Here is an 18,882-nt window from a genome sequence, read left to right on the forward strand (position 1 = left end):
CGGTTCAGGTGACGGAGGCCGCTGTTCCGGCGGGGAAGGCGATGGTCGACAGCAGCGCGAGGGCGGGCTGGCGGGAGTCGAGCCGGGTGTGCTGCACCACGATGGGCACGTCGCTCACGATCACGCTCGCGTAGTCGCTGCCCTTCGGGACGGGCTCGGGCTCGTGCAGGTCGTTGAAGCGCTGGTGCAGCGTCCGCCGGGGCGGCACGACCACCCGGTAGGGTCCCACGGGTTCCCGGTCGGGGAAGAACAGCGTGATCTCGACGTTGGCCGGCGCCGGCCCGGTGTTGAGCATGCACGCGGTCTCGTGGCTGACGAAGGCCCTGCCCTCACCGGTGCTCTCCGGCGGTATGTAGCCCTCGGCGATGATCCAGGTCGTCCGGCCCAGGTGGTCCACGTCTCGTGTCCCTTCGTCGGCTGCGGCGGAGAGCACGATGCCGTCCCCCTTACGACGCGGTCCGGCCCGGCACCCGGGACCGAACGTCGTCACCGTGTGCTTGCCCCGCTGAGCAGGGACGGAATCCGGTTATCCGCCCGGCGTCACCGTCGCGCCGGGAAGCGACTCCCGCTGAGCCTGCGGCGAGCCGACGACGGCGTTGAGCCCGCCTCGGAAGAGCTGCGCCACCGCCTCACCGGAGACGAAGGGCTTCGACGTCTCCCCGGTGACCCTGATCAGCATCCTGGTGGGGGTGCAGAACAGGCTGACCTTGCTCTCGCTAGACACCCCGGCCGCCGGCTCCATCGGCCCGGAGAACCCGTCCTCCCGGCTCGGCTGCCCGGCGGACTCGGTCAGGTCGACGTACATGCTCCAGTCGGAGCCGGACAGGCCGCACCGGCCCGCGGAGTTGATCCAGGCGATCAGGTCGACGGAGCCGACCTTGATCTGCGCGAGCGCCCGCTCCCCGCCGTCGGGCAGCTCGTGGTGATCGACGAGCCCTTTCAGCCCGGTCAGCGGCCACCGCGCCGGATCCTTGAGCAGTGGGTCGTCTACCGGCGCCGAACACGCGCCCAAGACCGGTGCCAGCAATAACGCGGCCACGGCCGCCACCACACGCCTGATCATCATGGCCCCCGGTCGACGTAGCTGCTGCCCGTCCACCGCGTGCTCACGGGACGACCTGGGACAGGAAGCGGTTGACGAGCCGATCTTAGTGCGCGCGGTCCACGTAACTCACCACCCCGACGATGACTGGTCCCTGGTCGACGGTGGCGCCTGTAACGCCAGCATGCATGCCAGCACCTATGGCGGGACGTTCGATCGGCCGTCGGTCGCGGCGTACAGGTCGGCGAACATCTCCTCGTGAAACGGCTCATCGCGGTGCTGAGCCAGGAACGCGTACACGCTGCCTGCCGGGGGATCAATCCCGGCAGGTGCTCCACACATCCGGCCCGACCGGAGCCTAGGCGGCCAGGCGACGGCGTTCCAGGATCGCGGCCACGACGTAGCCAGCGCCGCCCGCGATGGCCAGCACCGAGTAGACGCCCGGGGTGTCGAGGAAGAGGGAGGCGGAGGCGATCAGGGCGAGCCAGGTGCCCAGGCCGTAGTGGAGGGTGTTGCGGCGGACGGCGCCTTCGGCGAGGTTGATCAGGCCGACCACGAGAGCGGAGCCGGCGGGCCAGAGCACGTCCTGCAGTTCGGGCAGGTCGAAGGCGGTGGACACGCCGGTGATGGCCAGTGCCAGGGCGATGAAGCCGGTGGCCCAGGAGGTCCCGACCAGCTTCTCGGCGAGCAGTTCGGACTGGTCGGCGCCACGCTTGGCGCGGGCGCCCGCCCTCATGGTCAGGACCAGGCCGGTCACGATGCCGGCGCCGAGCAGGGTGAGGGGCGCCCAGGCCGGCAGGGAGAGCACAGGGTCGGCGCCCTTGGAGAGCGCGGCCGAGCCGTGCCCGAGGATGAAGGCCGCGGCGAAGCTGATGTAGGCGGAGCGGTTGTCGGCCTTGTTCGCGGCCGGAACCGCGGTGGCGGGGACCGGCGCGGTGAGGGCGGTGGCGTTCATGGTGTGGACCTCCGAGGGGTCTGGTCGGGTGTGTGGTTCGGGGTGAGGTGCGCCAGCGAGGCCACGAGGTGTGGTATGAGCCCGGCCGGCCAGGGGAGGGCGCGGATCACGGTCTGCTGGTGGGCCAGGCCGTGCAGGCCCAGCCACAGCGCGATCGTGTCGGCGCGGGGATTGGTGCTGGTCGAGTGCCCGGCGGCGTACAGGCGTTGCCGGGCGTCCGCACCCGTGACGGCCGCCTCGATCCGGCGGGCCGGCTGCGACGCGGCTGCGACGCGGCGGCGCGGAGCACGACCTCACGTCTCGGGGACGATGACGACCTTGCCGAGGACGGTCCTGGACTCGGCGAGCGTCAGCGCGGCGGACGCGTCGGTGAGCGGGATCCGCGCGGCGATCTGCGGCATCACGGCGCCGTCGGCCACCAGTCGCAGCACCTGGGTGAGGTCCGTGCCGAGCCGGTCGCGGAAGGAGGCCAGGCGGCGCCGGCCCGCCCAGAAGTTGTAGAAGTGCGCGTTCTTGCCGTTGGGCAGGTGGTTCCAGGCCAGCAACCGGGTGAACAGCTTGAGCATCGGCAGGAGGGCGTTGCCCTTGTCGTTCTTGCCCGATGCCGCCCCATAGTTGACCAGCGTGCCGCCCCGCCGAAGCAACCGCCACGACTGGACCAGTCCGGGCCCTCCGACGTGGTCGAAGACGGCGTCGACGCCTTCGGGCGCGAGCTTGCGGATCTGCTGGTACATGTCCGGATCGCGGTAGTCGACGGGGGTCGCGCCCAGCGTGCGCACGGTCTCGTGGTGGCGCGCCGAGGCCGTGCCGATCACCGCCATCCCGGCGTGCCGGGCCAGTTGTACGAGGATGGAGCCGACACCGCCGTTGGCCCCCAGCACCACCACGGTTGCGCCGGCGCGGACCTTGGCCGTGCGGTGCAGCATCTGCCAGGCGGTGACGCCGTTGACGGCCACGGTCTCCGCGGCTGCCGCGTCCACCTCGTCCGGCACCGGTACAAGGTCTCCGGCCTCGACGAGCAGGTGGCTGGCCCACCCGCCGACCTTGATGACCGCGGCGAAGCGGCGGCCCGCCAGCACGGGGTCCACGCCGGGTCCGGTGGCGGTGACCGTGCCCACCACGTCGTAGCCGGGCACGAACGGGAACGGCGGCTGGTCGTAGTACTTGCCCAGGCGCATCTGCTGCTCGGCGAAGGACACGCCGGTGGCGTCCATGCGCAGGAGGACCTGCCCCTCGGCCGGGGGCGGGAGATCGCGGACCTGTACGAGCAGGCCGTCCGGCTCGACTGGGCCAGGTAGGACGATCTCCGTGGCGCGGGTGGCGACAGTGCTGTTCATGACGGATCCCTTGAGGCTTCGCCCGTTTGCTTACGGCTGTAACGTAACGGACGTAAGTCTACGTAGGCAAGGCGAGGCGCCCATAAACTTCGCGGTGTATGGTTACGGGGTGAAGCACAACGAACCGGCGGAGCCGGCCGCACCGGGACCCACCCGGAGGCGCAATCGCCGTGGCGAGGGACGCAAACTGCGCGACGAGATCATCACCGCCGCGGTGGAACTGCTCGACGAACACGGCGACGAACGCGCCATCACCCTGCGCTCAATCGCTCGCCGGATCGGGATCGCCGCGCCCTCGATCTACCCGCACTTCCCGGATCCGCAGGCCATCATGCTGGCCGTCGTACGCCAGGAGTTCGGCCGGCTCGCCACAACCATGCGCACGGCCGCGGCGGGTGGCGGCCAGGATCCCCGGCAACGGCTGCTCGCCGCCTGCCACGCCTACCTCGACCTGGCCCAGATCCACCCCGGGCGCTACCGCATCATGTTCGGCGGCCTGTGGACGCCGGACATGAGCGAAGGTTCGATCACCGAAGACGACATGGACGGGCTGGGCATGGATGCCCTGCAGGTCTTCGTCGACGCCCTCGGCGACTGCGTCGCTGCGGGCCAAGCCACCAGCACCGACCTCTTCAGTGACGCGGTCGCGCTGTGGCTGGGCCTGCACGGCCTGGCCCACCAACGCGCCGTGATCCGCAAATTTCCCTGGCCGCAGGACCTCGCCGAACGCATCATCAGTGCCCTGGCGCACCTCAAGGACACCTGAACGGCCTTCCGCTCCCGAACGTGTCCGCTGGAGGACACCGCGCCGTGGCTGAGCCGTACCTGCTCGGCCTGGTGGGTCTCGGCCTGCGGCACACGGCCGACGCGACGCGCGCCAAGCAGGCCGAGGTCGTGCTCGCGCGGCTGCGGGAGATCAAACGGGCCCGCGACCCGCACAACGTGTTCCGCGCGAACTATCCGGTGCTCGGGGACAGGGCCGTCACCGGTGCGGGCGGCCGCCGTGCCGGCGGATGAGCTCCTCCAGTGCGGTGAGCTCGGCCGACAACGCGGCCCGGCCTTCGTCGGTGATGACGATCCAGGTCTTGGGGCGCCGCCCGTCGTACCCCTTCTCCAGCACGATCAGGCCGGCCTCTTCCAGGACGGCGAGGTGCCGGTTGAGGTTTCCCCTGGTCAGTTCGAGCACTTCGTGGAGGTAGGTGAACTCCACCCTGGCCGCCTCGTCGGCGATGGCGAGGATGCCGAGCCGGTGGCGCTGGTGGACGACGTCGCTCAGGCGTCCGGTCGGGTGGGTCACGGCCGGGTCTTCCGCAGGGCGAGCAGGCCGGCGACGAGGAGGACGGCGGCCGGGAACAGCAGGGCGGTCTCACGCGGGCCGAGGAGGCCGTCGAGGCCGGACCGTTCGAGCAGCCGCTCGTAGAGGTGGATGCCGCTGCTCGCGACGGCCGGGACGACCGCCGCGGCGTAGAGCCCGACGGCGATCCACAGGTGGCGGCTGTGCTCGACGCAGGCCAGGGCGACCAGGCCGAGGCCGATGGTCAGCAGGTGGAAGGGGGCGCCGTCGAAGGGAAGCAGGAGCGACAGCAGGGGGACGGCCACGGCCAGGCCGCCCAGCACCCCCGGCCGGCGCACCGCCGTCTGGATGCCCGTCCGGTAGCCGTGGCGGTGGTAGTGCCACACGGTCAGACCCGTTCCGGCGATCAGCCCGGACACCCACACCATGTCCACGAACTCCTTCGGGAGGAGGTGGGCGAGGGCTCCGCCCGGCGGAAAACGGAGTGCGTCGGCGATCGTCTGGAGAATCGCCGAGAACACGGTGAGGGTGCCGAAGAAGACCAGGGGGTAGCCGAAGGCGTGCCGGTCCGCGCGGGCGCGGCCACGCAGGGCTCTGACCTCGTCGAGCAGGTGATCGGCCGCATCGTACGAGTGCTCCTTCATGATCAGGCCACCCTCTGTCTGTGTCGAAGACTTGTCTGTGTCGCAGACACTACTCGAACGCGAGCCCCCTGGAAAGGGTCATCTCTGGCCGGGGCCGTCCACCACCTTGGCGTCCAGCCGGGCTGTCAGCGTGAGGGGCGTGCCCGCCTCGATGACGAACGACGAGGAGTCGTCGTAGTCCGCGGTCTGGACGCCGTACGTGCCGAGGAAACGGAAGTCGACGGGATCGAGGATGAGGTCGTAGCGGGCCCGCTCACCCGTATAGCTGAACGCGACCCCGTGCCTGCCGTCGGCGTCCACGACGTCCTCGGTGAAGCTCACGCCGGGGATCGTGGCGAGGCCACGGAACAGCGCCGCCCGCACCTCCGGTGGCAACGACTGGGTTCCCATGAGCTGGTACACGGCCTGGAAGAGCTGCTCGTCGATGCTGGGAGGCTGCTGCGATTCGCCCCAGACCATGTGCATGTCCTCCAGCTTCCGGCGGATCGTCGTGAGCACGCCTTCGGGGGTGATCGGCTGCCGGGCCAGATCGGCGGCGCCGAGCCCCGGATGGTTGCCCTGCACGAGCAGCTTTCCGTTGATCAGGGCGGCCACCTGCTTGCCGTCCATGCTGGTCCACTGCTCCCAGACGACGCGCCGGGAGAGGTCCACGCCGTAGCCGCCGTCCTTGGACTGCGGCGCCTGGCGCTCCCTGATGTACAGCCACTGGCCGGGGTTCGGCGCCTGCCCGCGGTCGTCGTAGGCGGCCTGCGCGGCCCGCTCGCCCAGCTCCCGCACGTTCGCCACGGGGACGACGCGCGGCTGATCGCGGGCCACCACCACGCCGGTGCCGACCGCCACGGCCAACGCGCCCGCCAGCGCGGCCCGCCAGCCGAGCCGCCCGGCAAGTCGCCCGGCAAGTCGCGGCGCGCGGCGGGGCTCGGAACCGCGGGCCGCGGCCAGCAGTCGCGCCCGGGCGGCGTTCTCCACCTGGGCCGTCATCGGCGGGGTGTCACGCCTGAATTCCTTGAGCGTGCTCATCACAGCTCTTCCTCTCCTAGTGCGGCCCGTGTCTTCTTCTTGGCCCGGTGCAGCCTCGACCGCACGGTGCCCAGCGGGATGCCGAGCGACTGGGCGACCTCTTCGTAGCTGAGGCCCTCCCACGCGATCAGCAGCAGCACGTCGCGGTCGCCGCGCGACAGTGACGCCAGCGCCCCCGCCAGCTCGCGTTCCTTGTCCCGCGCGGCGACCCTGCTGACCACGACGTCGGCCATCGGCTCCGGCAGCGGGTCCACGCCGGTACGGCTCAGCGCCCGCAGCATCCGCTCCTCCTGACGCCGGTGCCGGGCGATGAGGGTGGTGGCGATGCCGTACAGCCAGGGACGCGCCAGCGGGAACGACAGGTCGTACGATCCACGCCGCCGGAACGCGGCCAGGAACGTCTCGGCCACGATGTCGTCGGCGGCCTGCGTGCCGATCCGCCGCGCGGCGTAGAGGTGGATCTGCCGCGCGTACCGGTCGAACAGTGCGGCGAACTGCTCCGGATCGCTCGCGGAGCGCCTGATCAGCTCGGCGTCGTCGATCTCGGCCGTCTCAACGGTCAACGGCCCTCCTTAAGGTCGGTCGGTCACCCTGCTGTCTCCCGCACGCCCCCGCAAGGTTCTCGCTCCGGCGGAGAAGCGCCGATTTTTGCGCGACTCGCATCTTTGCTTGGCGCGCAAATTTGTGTAGTGTGCTCGCGTGGGGCTGAGAGAGCGCAAGAAGGAAGAAACCCGGCTCGCGCTGAGCTGGGCGGCGATCAAGCTGACCGTCGAGCGTGGCTTCGACAACGTCAAGGTGGAGGACATCGCCGCCGAGGCGGGCGTCTCGCCCCGCACGTTCAACAACTACTTCTCCAGCAAAGGCGAGGCGATCGCGGCCAGGCACTTCGACCGGGCGGTGCGGATCGCCGAGGAGCTGAGGTCCAGGCCGGACGGCGAACCCCTGTGGCAGGCCATCACCAACGCCGTCTTCGCCCGGTTCGCGCTCGGCATGGAGACCGAGCGTCCGGCCGACGAGCGCTGGATCGCCGGCGTCAAGCTGATGAGCCGGCACCCGGAGCACCGGGGCGAGTTCCTCAAGGCCCACGCGGCCGCGCAGGATGCGCTGGCCGCGGCCATCGCCGAACGCACCGGCACCGATGCCGAGCGCGACCTCTATCCGCACCTGGTCGCCGGAGCGGTGGGCGCCGCCGTGCTCGCGGCCATCCACCTGTGGCTCAACGGCGAGGCGCCGGCGCCGTTCCCGGAGCTGCTGCGCGACGCCCTCGAACAGGTCGCCGCCGGACTGCCCACGCCCTGACCGTCCAGACCTCTGCGCCGGCCCGCCGCCGGCCGACCTGTCATGCCCGGAAGGACCACCATGATCGCCGATATCGTCATAGCCGGAGCCGGGCCCAACGGCCTGATGCTGGCCTGCGAGCTCAGCCTCGCCGGAATCCGCCCCCTGGTCCTGGAGCGCCTGCCCGAGCGCACCCAGGAGAACCGCGCCAACGGCCTGGTCGGCCAGGTGGTACGGATGCTGGACCGGCGCGGCCTCTACGAGCGGCTGACGGGTCACGAGGACCCGCCGCGGCCCGCACCCGGATTCGTCTTCGGCGCGCTGCCCATCGACCTGAGCGTGCTGGACGACAACCCCCTCTACCTGCTCCAGGTCCCGCAGCGCAGGATCGAGCAGATGCTGGAGGAACGGGCCGTCGAACTCGCCGTCGAGATCCGGCGCGGCCACGAGCTCACCGGGCTCACCCAGAGCGCCGACGGCGTGACCCTCCAGGCCAGCGGGCCGGCCGGACCGTACTCGATCGAAACGCGCTATCTGATCGGCGCCGACGGCGGGCACAGCATCGTACGCAAGCTGGCCGGCATCGCCTTCCCCGGCGTGACGACCGACGCCATGATCGCGCGCACCGCGCACGCCGTCGTCCCGGCCGAGCTCGTCGATCCGGCCACCGGCGGCCTCGACATTCCCGGGTACGGACCCGTCCCGCCGTTCCTGCACCACCGGACCGAGCGCGGTCTGTTCGTGTACGCGCCCCTGCCGGGCGCCCCCGCACCGTTGATCTCCACCATGGAGTGGAACGGACACGACGCCGAGGGCCCGCTCACGCTCGCGGAGCTGCAGGCCAGCGCCCGCCGCGTGCTCGGCGTGACCATCGCCTTCGGCCCGCCCGCAGGCCCGGGGCCGCACATGTCACGCAAGCTCAACGGCGGCAACACCCGCCTGGCCGAGCGTTTCCGGGACGGCCGGGTGCTGCTGGTCGGCGACGCCGCCCACGTGCACTCGGCGATCGGCGGGCCCGGGCTCAACCTCGGCCTCCAGGACGCGGTCAACCTCGGCTGGAAACTCGCGGCCGAAGTGCGCGGCACGGCCCCCGCCGGCCTCCTCGACACCTACGAGTCCGAACGGCGCCCGGTCGCCGAGCGGGTGGTGATGTCCTCGCGCGCCCAGTCCGCGCTGATCGCCCCTGGCAGCGAGGTCACCGGCCTGCGGGCGCTGTTCGCCGAACTGCTCGGCGACCCGCGCAACGTCGGCCGGATCGCCGACCTGATGTCGGGCGCCGACGTCCGCTACGAGATGGGCTGTGACCATCCGCTGGCCGGTCGATGGGCTCCCGACCTGGATCTCGAAGGCGGGGTCCGGCTCGCCGAGCTGACCCGGGACGGCCGCTCCCACCTGATCGACTTCACCGGCGGCGACTGGGGGCATCCCGCGACAGCGGGGCTGTCCGGTTCCGACGTGCCGTGCACGGCGCTGCTGCTGCGGCCCGACGGGTACGTGGCATGGGCCACCGACGCCCCGCAGCCGGACGCGGAGTCCCGCGCGTCGCTCAAGGCCGCGATGCAGCGTTGGCCGGCCTGACACGCCTGACACGCGGGCCGCCAAGCCGTCGGAGTTTCTCGGCCTGCCGGGCACCGTCGTGGACAGGGGCGCTCCTGCGCTGGGCCAACGAGAACCCCGGTCCGGACGCCGACGCGGCCCGCGCGGCCGCGCCTGCTGCTCCAGCGAACAGGCTGACTTTCCCGGGCCGCGCCGCCCGCTGGAGCCGCGCGGTGAACACTAGGCCAGGCGCGCGCCCGCAGGGCTGAGGATCGACGAGGCGACGCTCTGCACGAGGCGCATGATCAGGGCTTCGAGGAGCATGAAGGCGGCCTTGGCCAGCAGGGAGGCGAAGAACTCGGACACGTCTCTACCTAACGCTCATAAGGGCAGTTACAAGCATATTTCGCGACAAAGGTGACGAACGGGTAGCGGAAGAGTTAACAAATCGATGAACTGTCGGTGACCAGTTCACTCTCTCGCTGTTCGCCGCCTCGCTGTTCGCTCGGCTCCCTGTTCACCCGCCGTTCGGCCAGCACGGCCACCACGGTCGCGGCCGCGGCGCAACCCAGGCCGATGCTCCAGCCGACAGGGCCGGTAGGGCGGGAGCCGAAGAGCCGACTGAGCCCCGGCACCGAAATGATCACGGCCAGCGCGGCCAGCGACGACACCGCGGCGAGCACCACCATCCGGTCACGCCTGCCCAGCGCCAACGTCTGCAGCAACTGCGCCGCCACCAGGCCGATGAGGCCCACCGTATCCGCCCGCCCCCGGGTGCCACTCACCCGGGCCAGCAGCCATGCCATGGTGGCGGCGGCCGCCGTGACGACGGCGCGCAGGTAGATGTCCCGCGTCAGGGCGGCGCCCAGCGAGGCCTCCGGCCCCTCGGACAGCAGGCGCTCGGGACTGGCCGCGCTCGGCGGCCGGACGGCCACCGCCATGGCGGGCAGCATGTCGGTGAGCAGGTTGACCAGCAGGAGCTGGCGGGTGTTCAAGGCGCTCCGGCCGGTCAGGAGGCTGGATCCGAGCGTGAAGGCGATCTCCCCGATGTTGCCGCCGAGCAGGATGCCCAGCGCGTCACGCACGGACGCCCACATGCCCCGGCCCTCGACGATCGCGTCGATGATCGTCTCGATCCGGTCGTCCGCCATGACGATGTCGGCGGCGGCCCTGGCGGCCGGGGCGGCGTTCGTCCCGAGGGCGATGCCCACGTCGGCGAGCCGGATCGCGGGCACGTCATTGGCGCCGTCACCGGTGACGGCCACGACCTTGTCCGCCTTGCGAAAGCTGGTGACGATCCGCGCCTTGTGCTCGGGCGTGACCCGGGCGAACACCGCCACCTCTGCCAGCGCCTCCGTCAGGGCGTCGTCGTCGAGCGACTCAAGTTCGGGGCCGGTCATCACGCGCTGGCCGTTCAGGGCGCCGATCTCCGCCGCGATGGCCTCCGCCGTGCTGGGATGGTCGCCGGTGAGCATGACGACGCGTACGCCCGCCCGCATGAGCTGCTCCACGCTGCGCTTGGCCGTCGGGCGCACCGGGTCGGCCAGGCCGATGAACCCGAGAAAGCTCAGGTTCTCGATGCGCGACTCGTCCAGGTCCGCGCGACTGGAGGCGGGCCGCTCGGCGACGGCGAGCACGCGGAAGCCCTGCAAGGCCAGCCGTTCCATCCCCTGCCCCAGCTCCCGCCTGACGCTCTCGTCCAGCGCGACGCGTCGCCCGTTCACGAGCATGGTGGTGGACCTGGCGATCACGATCTCGGGAGCGCCCTTCACGCTCAGCACCTGTCCCGACTCCGACCGGCCGAGAACGGCGTGATAGCCGCGAGCCGGTTCGAAGGGGAGCTCGTCCACGCGCTGCCACGTACGCAGCCCGTCCTCCGGGGTGACGCCGAGCCGCTCGGCGCCTTCCACGACCGCGCGGTCCGTGGGATGCGGAATGGCGCGCCCGCCCTCGAACCTGGGGCCGGCGCGCAGCGCCGCGCCCACGATCGCCCTCAGCTCCGGCGTGGCCTCCTCGACCACCTGCTCGATCCGCCCGTCCGAGACCATGCGCAGGCTGATGTGGCCTTGGGTGAGGGTTCCCGTCTTGTCGAAGCAGAGCACGTCCACCCGGCCCAGCGCCTCGATCGTGGACGGATTCCGGACCAGCGTGTTGCGGGCGGACAGGCGTTTGGCCGAAGCGAGCTCGGCCACGGTGGCGACGAACGGCAGGCCTTCCGGCACCGCCGCCACCATCAGGCTCACCGCCGGGGCGAGCGCCTGGGCGAACGGCGAGCCGCGGAGCAACTCGACCAGCAGCAGCACCGCGCCGGAGCCCAGCGCGGTCGGCAGGATCTTGCGGCCCAGGGCGCGCAGCCGCAGCTCCACCCCGCTCGGCGGCGGCTGTTCCTGGCTCAGTCTGGCGGTCCTGCCCGCCACGGTCGCCTCACCCGTGGCCACGACCACGGCCAGCCCGTGCCCCGCCGCGACGGTCGTCCCCTCGTAGACCATCGACACGCGATCCGCGACGGCGGGCGCCGCGCTCGGCGCGGCTGTCTTGGTGACGAGCTGGGACTCGCCGGTGAGGGAGGCCTCGTCCATCTCCAGCCCGGCCGCCTTGATCAGCCTCCCGTCGGCCGGTACGGCGTCGCCGGCCCCGAGCTCGATCACGTCACCGGGCACCAGGGCGTCGGCGTCGCCCGGCACGAGACCCGTGGGGCGACGCAGCCGTACCCGGACGGCGGTGCGCTCGGTGAGGCGGTGCAGCGCGCGGTCGGCGCCTCGCCGCTGGGCGCCTCCGAGCAGGGCACCCGTGGCCATCACCGCGCCGATCAGCACCGCGTCGAGCACCGAGCCGAACGCGGCCGACAGTCCCGCACCCACGGCCAGGAGCGGGGTCATCGGGTTGGCGAGCTCCTCCACCGACGCGCCGACCAGGGACTGCGGCCCCTTGGCCGCCGCCGGCCGGGCGGTTCTGCGGCGGTCGGCCTCCGCCTCGGTCAGCCCTTTGGGCGATGTGCGGAGCCGGTCCACGACGTCGCGGGCCGCCATGGCGTGCCAGGGCGTGTGGTCGGCGCGGATCGGCGGGGCCTCCCGCCCGATGCTCCTGGCCGTCCACTGCCCGGCCACGAGGGCGGCCAGTGAGGTGCAGTCGCGCACCAGGTACGCGCGCCCGACCACGGTCGACGCCGGGCCGAGGAGCGCCAGCCCGACGCCGGCGACCGAGCCGGCGGCGGACACGGACACGGCTCGCACGCTCGCCTTCCTGGCCGCGGTCAGGAAGCGGAGGAGCAGGTGCACGCCGTCGAGCTCGGCGATCACATCGGCGTCCCACGGGACCCGCCGTACGCCTTCGAGCAGGCCGATCCCCAGGTCGGCCTGGCGCAGCCCGCGCCGGCCGCGCTGCGACACCACGGCCACGCCGCGCCCCTCGGACTGCAGAGCTCGCACCGATGCGGCGAACCCGGCGCCGCCGCTGATGGACCGTTCCAGGCCCAGGCGCCGGACGAGGCCGGGCTCCCCGTCGGCCAGGACCACCTCGCACCTGCCCTTCGCGGCCGCGACCAGGGCATCGGCGGCGGGATGCAGCTCGCGGGCCAGCCCGACCAGCGCGATCGGCGTGCCGTCCCGCGAGACCTCGACCGGGCGTACGCCGTGCTCACGCCACTGCTCCGGCCACTGATCCGGCGCGCCCGCGTACGGTCGCGCGCTCCACCCGTCGCGGTCGCGCTCGGCGCCGGGGTCGGTGAGGTCGAGCAGTGCGTACAGCCGGGCGTGCAGTTCGTCCAGATCCACGTCGGGAGAGCGCGGCAGCACACCGTCGATCGCCCACCCGCCCGTGGTGAGCACGGCGGCGTCAAGGACCACGGTGTCGATACGGTCCATGCGGCTCAGCGCGTCACGGTTGAGCACCATTGCGGCGCGTCCGGCCAGAGCACGCACGACGGCGCTGGTGAAGGCGTCCCGGCCCAGGCTCGCCGCCTTGGGGATGCCGCTGACCAGCACGGCCAGCCCGCGATGGTGGCTCTGGCTGATGATCCAGGTCGCCCCATGCCCGGCCAGCGACGCGGCGCTGGCCGCGTCGGCGTAGCGCTCCACTGGCCCGAGCCGCAGCGGGACCGGCCGCGCCCCCGCGGGTGCGCTGATGTGCCGGTACGCCCCCGGCGCCGCCGCGAACTCCTCCTCGCGCCGCTCCCACGCCCGCCGCCCGGCACGAGCCTCGACATAGCGTACGGTCGCGGCGACGGAGTCGATCAGCAGCGAGGCGGGGCGCATGCTCAGCGTCTGGGTGACGACCCTGGACGTCACCAGCATCACGTCCACGGCGCGTTTGCCGATGCGCCGCTCCAGCTCCGTACGCACGCGCGGGGTGTTCTCGACCAGCGTGAAGAGATTGGGCACCACGGCGGGCAGCGCGGGCAGGCGGGCCAGCCGGCCGGTCACCGCCAGCCCGGTGCCGGCGAGGTGCATGCCGAGGCGCATCCCGGCCAGGGCCTGCTGCTCCACCCCGTCGAGAACGCGAGCCGGGCCAGGCGGCTGGTCACCGGCGTCGAACTCCGCCACGATGGCCACCAGGTCGGCGACGTCCACCGTCTCATCGCAGCTCACGAAGACGCTGCCGAGCGCCCCGTTCACCTCCGCGCGCGGCATCCCGGCCGCGCGCAGCCGCTGTTCGAGAACGCGGGCGAGCCCCTCCGTCCGGGGCCCGCCGATGCTCCTCAGCTCGATCCGCACTCCCCCGGGGCAGCGCCGCACCCGGCGCGGGCGCGGGAGGACGCTTCGCACCGGTTGCGGGAGCATGTCAAGCAGCGTGTCAAGGGAGAGCATGCCGAACAACGCCATAGATCCTCATGTCCTCCCGTCTATGGCGATGTCGCTGCTCACTTGCTCTTGCGCTTGCTCGCGGCCTCGGCCGCCGCCCGCTGTGCGGCGGCCGCGCCGCGCGTCTTCGGCTCCGGCCGCTCCGGCGGCTCCTGCGGCTGGGCCCGCGCGGTCGTCTCGCTCTTCCTCTCGGTCTTGGACGCCCCCTGCCGCCGTCGCTGCATGACGGCCATGCCCACGCCGATGGCGGCGGCGACCGGCCATTCGATGACCCCGAAGACCGCCATCGCGCCGAGCGCTCCGTAGTAGGCGACGCGCTCGGGCGGCGGAAGGACCGTCCTGGCGACGTCGACGTAGTGTCCGAATTCCTGTTTGCTGATGTGCGGCATCGGGACAGACGGCATCGACACGTGAGGCATCTCGACCTGCCGCCGGCGGACCTCGATACCGAGCATCGGCATGTCGATCCGCCTGGGCTCTCCTCCGTTCGACGTGACCTCGTCACGCCCCTGTTGCTGGGTAGCGGTCATGACCCCTCCTCTGAATCAGACCTTCTTGACCTCCTATCCACAGATCCAGCACCTTATTCCAGATCACCCATATTCAATGATTTTGCCCAATCCTTAATGAATTCTGCTTTTCACCTGGTGACGGGTGCCGTCTCGGTCCGCTCCGCAACCTCCTGGGTCTCATATTCGAACAATTCGCACAGACTTGTGGAAGAGTGAGCTGGACCTGATCGGGATCCGGGCTCATTGTCGGGTCGTCGGCGCGTCCTCGATGATCCAGTGGATCCCATGTGGGATGAGGAAGTCGAGGAAGGCGGTCGGGTGGTAGGCCTGGGCGGGTGCGAGTACTCCCGGCTTGGCGGGGTCGGCGATGAGACGACGGGCGCTTTCGACGGCGATCACCGCGGTCGTGCCGTAGGTGTCGGGGCCCTGGACGATGCCGCGGGCGCGGCGGCCGTCGGCACTGGTGGCGTCGAGCACGTAGGTGAAGCGCTGGGTGCGGCGGCTGTCCTCATCGGGTCCTTCCGGCAGGCTCTCGATGATCTCCGGTGTGAGCGGGATGTTCAGCCGGTCGCCCAACGCCGCCTCGGTCAGGCCCTCGACATGCCGGACGGGGATGTGACGGGGAATGGTCACCACCTCCGGCACCGGAAAGGCCATCACCGGGGTTGCCTCCGACTGTCCTGGCAGCCTGATCGCGGTGTGGCGGGCGGGCACGCCGGGGCGCCAGTCGCCGTCGTCGTAGGTCAGACCTCCCGCCTTGATGGCGTCGATCGTTTCGACCAGCGAGCGCAGCGAACCGCGCGACATGCCGCCGCCCCCGACGATCACGTGGGTAGTGATGATCTCTTCGACCGATTCAAGGTGGTCGGCCAGGATATGGGCCATGAGGTCTACCGGGACGCAGCCGTCGTTGGCGGCGGGTACGACGGTGACCCCGGCGTTCTCCGCCTCCGTGGTGAAGGTGTCGAAGATCTTCTTGATGTAGAGCTGCTCGCCCGAGGTGTCGACGTAGTGACAGCCGGCGGCGATCGCGGCGCGGACCACGGCCTCACCTGAGGAGGTGAAGGGCCCGGCGCAGTTGATGACGCCGTCGCAGCCGCGGAACGCGCGCACCAGCGCCTCATGGTCGCTGGTGTCGGCCACGCGTCGTTCCGCGTGGAGGAGGCCGACCGCCGAGGCCGCCTCCTCCAGGCGCGCGAGATCACGTCCGGCCAGGACCGTCTCGATGTCACGTCGTGCCAGTTCGGTGAGCACGAGCTTTCCCTGGTATCCACTCGCGCCATAAACGGCGATCTTCATGTCGTCTCCTCATGATGGAGCTGCACGGTTGCTCAGCCACCAGCACAGTAAGGTGCCAACACAAGACGATTGAATGCATGATCCGCTCCAGTATTTGCGTCATCGTCTTCGCCGAGGTTGTCGTTGGTTACATTGGCTGCGTGGATGTTCTGTCTGATGTGGTGAGCGCGGCGCGTACCGGTCGACCCCACTCGGGCCGGGTGACCAAGTCCGCCCCCTTCGCCGAGCGGTTTGCGCCGGTGCCGTCCGCCGGGTTCCACATCGTTCTCCAGGGAGCCTGCTGGCTTCTCCCCTCACAGGGTGAGCCGATCGCGCTCGGGCCGGGCGACGTGGTGTTCCTGCCGCGCGGATCCGCACACGGTCTGGCCGACGAACCGTCCACCCCCATGAGCGAGCCGCCCACAACGCTCACCGGAGTCCATGACGACCGCGACGACCGGCCGCCGACGGTGGTCATGCTCTGCGGCGCCTACCTCCTAGACGAATCCGCGCCGCATCCGCTCCTGAACGACCTGCCCGAAGTCATCCACCTACCGACGCGGGTAGGGCGCCACAGGGAACTCCACGCCGCGGTCGAACTCCTCGGCGTGGAACTGGACAACGACGCCCGCCCAGGCTCCGACACCATCCTGCTCACCCTGCTGGATCTTCTCCTGCTCTACATCCTGCGCGCGTGGTTCGAACAACAGCGCGTCTCCGGCCACTCCGCCACCGGCTGGGCCGCGGCCCTGCACGACCCCGCCGTCGCCGCCGCCCTCCGCGCCATCCATGAAGACCCCAGCCGGCCATGGACCGTCGAGGAGTTGGGCGCGCGGGCACGCCTGTCCCGCGCCGCCTTCGCCCGGCGGTTCACCCACCTGGTTGGCCGGCCACCGCTCACCTACCTGACATGGTGGCGGATGACCATCGCCGCTCGACTCCTGCGCACCTCCGACGCCCCCGTCAACACGATTGCCCAACAGGTCGGCTACAGCTCGCAGTACACCTTCACCCATGCCTTCAAACGCCAGTACGGGTCACCGCCCGGCAGCTACCGACACCAGCGCCCCACCTCGCCTCCGCACGGCCAGACAACCCGCGCAAGGCAGCCTGTCGGGAAGTGACGTCGGATGGCCGGGTCCGCACACGAATTGACGACAGGATTTCCGACAGGAAGATCGGGCTCCAACCCTTCCCAGGGAGAGCCCGGTGCAGATCGTCTCCTCCCGCGTCTCCATCGCGACCCGGTCCCTGCTGCGGCAGCGCCACATCCTCACCGAGGCCGGCCTGCTCGTGCGCGCCGAAGGCGTGGCCGAGGGATTCCGGCCGGCCGACGGCGTCCTCCTCTTCGAGGACCCTGCCACCACCTCCAAGATCCCCGCCCTCGACCGGCCCGCGTTCGGCAAGATCGCCGCCAAGGCGCACCCCGGCGACACCCTGTGGGCAGGCGCTCGACCAGGCTGGCCGGAGCCCCGGCCACGACGTCGCCCCGTTCGCGCAGCCTCGCGGCCACGTAGGACTCCAAGAGGTCCAGGTGCCGGACGTTGTAAGCCCACAGCACATGTCCGCAGCAGCCGGCCTGCAACCAGAGCGGTCGCCGGAAGAAGGGATCGACAGGGCCGCCGACGACGGCGGAGCCGACCGTCTCGTCCTTGACGTAGCCACATGCCGCGCAGCGCAGACGCCGACAAAGATTCAAGACCCCGGCGTCCTCAAGGGTCCCCGGCTGCGCCAGCACGACCGCGCACCCGTCGCATCGCGGACAGCGCACCAGCACCTCGTCGACGAAGTCGTACCCGTACTTCCGTTCGCGCCGATCCCGGAACCGTCCGCCGGGATCCGATGCACTCCCTGTCACCTGATCAGTCTGCCTGGACCTGAAGGGATCGAAGGGCCATAAATGGCTCTTCTTACTACGATGTCCGGATGAATTCCGCCCCGCCGCACACCCGCCGCCGTCTGGCCTGGTTGGACGCGCTGCGCGGACTGGCCTCGATGGTGGTGGTGTTCGAGCACGCGCTCCAGCCGCTCTGGCCGGAGGCGCGGGCGCCGATCAAGGCTGTCTTCGACCCCGGCTGGTACGGCGTACTGGTGTTCTTCCTGGTCAGCGGCTACATCGTGCCCGCGTCGCTGGAGCGCAGGGGAAGCGTGCGGGCCTTCTGGATCTCGCGCTTCTTCCGGTTATGGCCGCTGTTCACCGTGTGCGTCGCCGGTATGGCGCTGCTGGCAGCGGTCGGCTGGGACAGCCTCCACACATGGTGGGACAGCCGGCCAGTGGCGCTCGCCCTGGCACACGCCGGCATGCTGCAGAACCTGCTGTACGTGCCGAACCTGGCCAACGTGCTCTGGACTCTGTCCTACGAGATGGCCTTCTACCTTCTGCTGACGGCGATGTTCACCTTGGGTGTGCACCGGCGCAGCACCGCGACCGCGCTGGCGTTCGCGGCGTCCGCTGTGCTGGGCGCCGGGCTGCTGCCGGTGACCCTCCTGTCGGCCGGCGGGGCGGGCCGCATGCTGACGGTCGTGGTCGTGGTGACCGCCGTACTGGCCGCTGGGCTGGCCGCGGTGCTGCGCGGCGGCAGGCGGGTACGGCAGGTCGGCGCCGTGGTCATCGCGGGCACGATCCTGCTGCTGCTGGCGGTCAACCAGAGTTATCCCGGCCCGTGGCAGGGGTTGTTCATCCTGGCGACCATGTTCGCCGGCACCGCGCTGTATCGCGTCGAGACAGGCCAGATCGGCCACGGGCACATCGCCTGGGTGGCGCTGATACCGGTGGCGGGGTTGTGGCTCGCGCGCGCCGAGTCGGGAGTGCAGGTGGCGATCGCGGCGGCCTGGCTGACGTTCGCCGCCGGGGTCGCGCTGCGTCACCGTACGATGCCGTCGTGGCTGACCTGGCTGGGCCTGGTGTCGTACTCGATCTACCTGTTGCACCCGCTGCTGCTGGAGAGCGTGGAGTTCTTCCTGCCGGACGCGACGGCCGTGCCGTTGGCAGTGCGCCTGACGCTGCTGGCGGCCGTGTACGCCGCGCTGCTCGGCCTGTGCGCGCTGACCTGGCGATGGGTGGAGATGCCGGCGCAGCGGCTGGGCAGGCGGCTGATCAGCCGGGCCGAATCCCGGGCAGAGCCCGGCTTGGAGAGGGCGGCCAGCGCGTGAGGCCGCGCTGGGACGAACCACGCGAGTGATGGCC

At 71.1% G+C, this 18,882-nt stretch carries 18 protein-coding genes; 6 read left to right on the forward strand and 12 right to left on the reverse strand.

Translation table 11 applies throughout. From position 1 onward, the window contains the following. Positions 1 to 4 precede the first annotated feature (4 nt). From BMW85_RS42100 to BMW85_RS42115, 4 genes are all read right to left on the reverse strand, one after another. Positions 5 to 433 (reverse strand): sensory rhodopsin transducer, encoded by a 429-nt coding sequence (locus BMW85_RS42100; RefSeq protein WP_218156175.1) that lies wholly within the window; start codon positions 431 to 433, stop codon positions 5 to 7. A 93-nt stretch (positions 434 to 526) separates the two neighbouring features. Then, positions 527 to 1,066, reverse strand: a complete 540-nt coding sequence (locus BMW85_RS42105) for a hypothetical protein (protein ID WP_091092938.1) — start codon at positions 1,064 to 1,066, stop codon at positions 527 to 529. Positions 1,067 to 1,400: 334 nt separating this feature from the next. Further along, positions 1,401 to 1,997 (reverse strand): ABC transporter permease, encoded by a 597-nt coding sequence (locus tag BMW85_RS42110; RefSeq protein WP_091092939.1) that lies wholly within the window; start codon positions 1,995 to 1,997, stop codon positions 1,401 to 1,403. 293 nt (positions 1,998 to 2,290) lie between these two features. Further along, a complete protein-coding gene (locus BMW85_RS42115; RefSeq protein ID WP_091092941.1) occupies positions 2,291 to 3,334 on the reverse strand; it encodes a medium chain dehydrogenase/reductase family protein in 1,044 nt (347 codons plus the stop codon). 109 nt (positions 3,335 to 3,443) lie between these two features. On the opposite strand from BMW85_RS42115, the gene BMW85_RS42120 reads away from it, so the two are divergent. After that, complete coding sequence (locus tag BMW85_RS42120) at positions 3,444 to 4,100, forward strand: TetR/AcrR family transcriptional regulator (protein ID WP_245775381.1); 657 nt, start codon at positions 3,444 to 3,446, stop codon at positions 4,098 to 4,100. Positions 4,101 to 4,144: 44 nt separating this feature from the next. Continuing rightward, complete coding sequence (locus BMW85_RS42125; protein ID WP_245775382.1) at positions 4,145 to 4,351, forward strand: BBE domain-containing protein; 207 nt, start codon at positions 4,145 to 4,147, stop codon at positions 4,349 to 4,351. Here the strand turns inward: BMW85_RS42125 and BMW85_RS42130 are convergent. The 4 genes from BMW85_RS42130 to BMW85_RS42145 all read right to left on the reverse strand — a co-directional run bounded on the left by BMW85_RS42130 (position 4,317) and on the right by BMW85_RS42145 (position 6,855). Continuing rightward, complete coding sequence (locus tag BMW85_RS42130) at positions 4,317 to 4,631, reverse strand: transcriptional regulator (protein ID WP_091092942.1); 315 nt, start codon at positions 4,629 to 4,631, stop codon at positions 4,317 to 4,319. The genes BMW85_RS42125 and BMW85_RS42130 overlap by 35 nt on opposite strands. After that, positions 4,628 to 5,272, reverse strand: coding sequence for a hypothetical protein (locus BMW85_RS42135; RefSeq protein WP_091092944.1), 645 nt, complete (start codon positions 5,270 to 5,272; stop codon positions 4,628 to 4,630). The genes BMW85_RS42130 and BMW85_RS42135 overlap by 4 nt, the downstream gene beginning before the upstream one ends. A gap of 78 nt (positions 5,273 to 5,350) precedes the next feature. Beyond that, positions 5,351 to 6,292, reverse strand: a complete 942-nt coding sequence (locus tag BMW85_RS42140; protein WP_091092945.1) for a CU044_5270 family protein — start codon at positions 6,290 to 6,292, stop codon at positions 5,351 to 5,353. After that, the gene (locus BMW85_RS42145) at positions 6,292 to 6,855 is read right to left on the reverse strand and encodes an RNA polymerase sigma factor (RefSeq protein ID WP_091092946.1); all 564 of its coding nucleotides are present in this window, start codon (positions 6,853 to 6,855) and stop codon (positions 6,292 to 6,294) included. Before BMW85_RS42145 ends, BMW85_RS42140 begins: the two co-directional genes overlap by 1 nt. Before the next feature lie 136 nt (positions 6,856 to 6,991). Here BMW85_RS42145 and BMW85_RS42150 point away from each other — a divergent pair, with 136 nt between their 5' ends. Together BMW85_RS42150 and BMW85_RS42155 are read left to right on the forward strand one after the other, a co-directional pair. Further along, positions 6,992 to 7,591 (forward strand): TetR/AcrR family transcriptional regulator, encoded by a 600-nt coding sequence (locus tag BMW85_RS42150; protein ID WP_177241155.1) that lies wholly within the window; start codon positions 6,992 to 6,994, stop codon positions 7,589 to 7,591. 60 nt (positions 7,592 to 7,651) lie between these two features. Continuing rightward, on the forward strand, positions 7,652 to 9,148 hold the full coding sequence (locus tag BMW85_RS42155) for an FAD-dependent monooxygenase (RefSeq protein WP_091092948.1): 1,497 nt from the start codon (positions 7,652 to 7,654) through the stop codon (positions 9,146 to 9,148). Between the two features lie 198 nt (positions 9,149 to 9,346). Here the strand turns inward: BMW85_RS42155 and BMW85_RS52185 are convergent, their stop codons facing one another. From BMW85_RS52185 to BMW85_RS42170, 4 genes are all read right to left on the reverse strand, one after another. Then, positions 9,347 to 9,472: a hypothetical protein gene (locus BMW85_RS52185; protein ID WP_281249685.1), complete on the reverse strand. Its 126-nt coding sequence runs from the start codon at positions 9,470 to 9,472 to the stop codon at positions 9,347 to 9,349. Between the two features lie 74 nt (positions 9,473 to 9,546). After that, positions 9,547 to 13,869: an HAD-IC family P-type ATPase gene (locus tag BMW85_RS42160; RefSeq protein WP_245775383.1), complete on the reverse strand. Its 4,323-nt coding sequence runs from the start codon at positions 13,867 to 13,869 to the stop codon at positions 9,547 to 9,549. 95 nt (positions 13,870 to 13,964) lie between these two features. Further along, positions 13,965 to 14,435: a hypothetical protein gene (locus tag BMW85_RS50050; RefSeq protein WP_177241156.1), complete on the reverse strand. Its 471-nt coding sequence runs from the start codon at positions 14,433 to 14,435 to the stop codon at positions 13,965 to 13,967. A gap of 222 nt (positions 14,436 to 14,657) precedes the next feature. Then, positions 14,658 to 15,716, reverse strand: coding sequence for a saccharopine dehydrogenase family protein (locus BMW85_RS42170; RefSeq protein WP_091092952.1), 1,059 nt, complete (start codon positions 15,714 to 15,716; stop codon positions 14,658 to 14,660). A gap of 140 nt (positions 15,717 to 15,856) precedes the next feature. Between BMW85_RS42170 and BMW85_RS42175 the strand changes: the two genes are divergently transcribed. Next, complete coding sequence (locus BMW85_RS42175; protein WP_091093131.1) at positions 15,857 to 16,819, forward strand: AraC family transcriptional regulator; 963 nt, start codon at positions 15,857 to 15,859, stop codon at positions 16,817 to 16,819. 802 nt (positions 16,820 to 17,621) lie between these two features. Then, positions 17,622 to 18,848 (forward strand): acyltransferase family protein, encoded by a 1,227-nt coding sequence (locus BMW85_RS42185; RefSeq protein ID WP_091092954.1) that lies wholly within the window; start codon positions 17,622 to 17,624, stop codon positions 18,846 to 18,848. The last annotated feature ends 34 nt before the right edge of the window (positions 18,849 to 18,882 follow it).

It is taken from the genome of Nonomuraea wenchangensis (assembly GCF_900111685.1).
Taxonomy (GTDB): Bacteria; Actinomycetota; Actinomycetes; order Streptosporangiales; family Streptosporangiaceae; genus Nonomuraea; species Nonomuraea wenchangensis.

Bases quoted from the DNA above. Each gene is read 5' to 3' on its own strand.
- BMW85_RS50050 (WP_177241156.1), bottom strand. From the start codon at position 14,435: ATGACCGCTACCCAGCAACAGGGGCGTGACGAGGTCACGTCGAACGGA.
- BMW85_RS42140 (WP_091092945.1), bottom strand. From the start codon at position 6,292: ATGAGCACGCTCAAGGAATTCAGGCGTGACACCCCGCCGATGACGGCC.
- BMW85_RS42110 (WP_091092939.1), bottom strand. From the start codon at position 1,997: ATGAACGCCACCGCCCTCACCGCGCCGGTCCCCGCCACCGCGGTTCCG.
- BMW85_RS42135 (WP_091092944.1), bottom strand. From the start codon at position 5,272: ATGAAGGAGCACTCGTACGATGCGGCCGATCACCTGCTCGACGAGGTC.
- BMW85_RS42115 (WP_091092941.1), bottom strand. From the start codon at position 3,334: ATGAACAGCACTGTCGCCACCCGCGCCACGGAGATCGTCCTACCTGGC.
- BMW85_RS42105 (WP_091092938.1), bottom strand. From the start codon at position 1,066: ATGATGATCAGGCGTGTGGTGGCGGCCGTGGCCGCGTTATTGCTGGCA.
- BMW85_RS42185 (WP_091092954.1), top strand. From the start codon at position 17,622: ATGAATTCCGCCCCGCCGCACACCCGCCGCCGTCTGGCCTGGTTGGAC.
- BMW85_RS42170 (WP_091092952.1), bottom strand. From the start codon at position 15,716: ATGAAGATCGCCGTTTATGGCGCGAGTGGATACCAGGGAAAGCTCGTG.
- BMW85_RS42155 (WP_091092948.1), top strand. From the start codon at position 7,652: ATGATCGCCGATATCGTCATAGCCGGAGCCGGGCCCAACGGCCTGATG.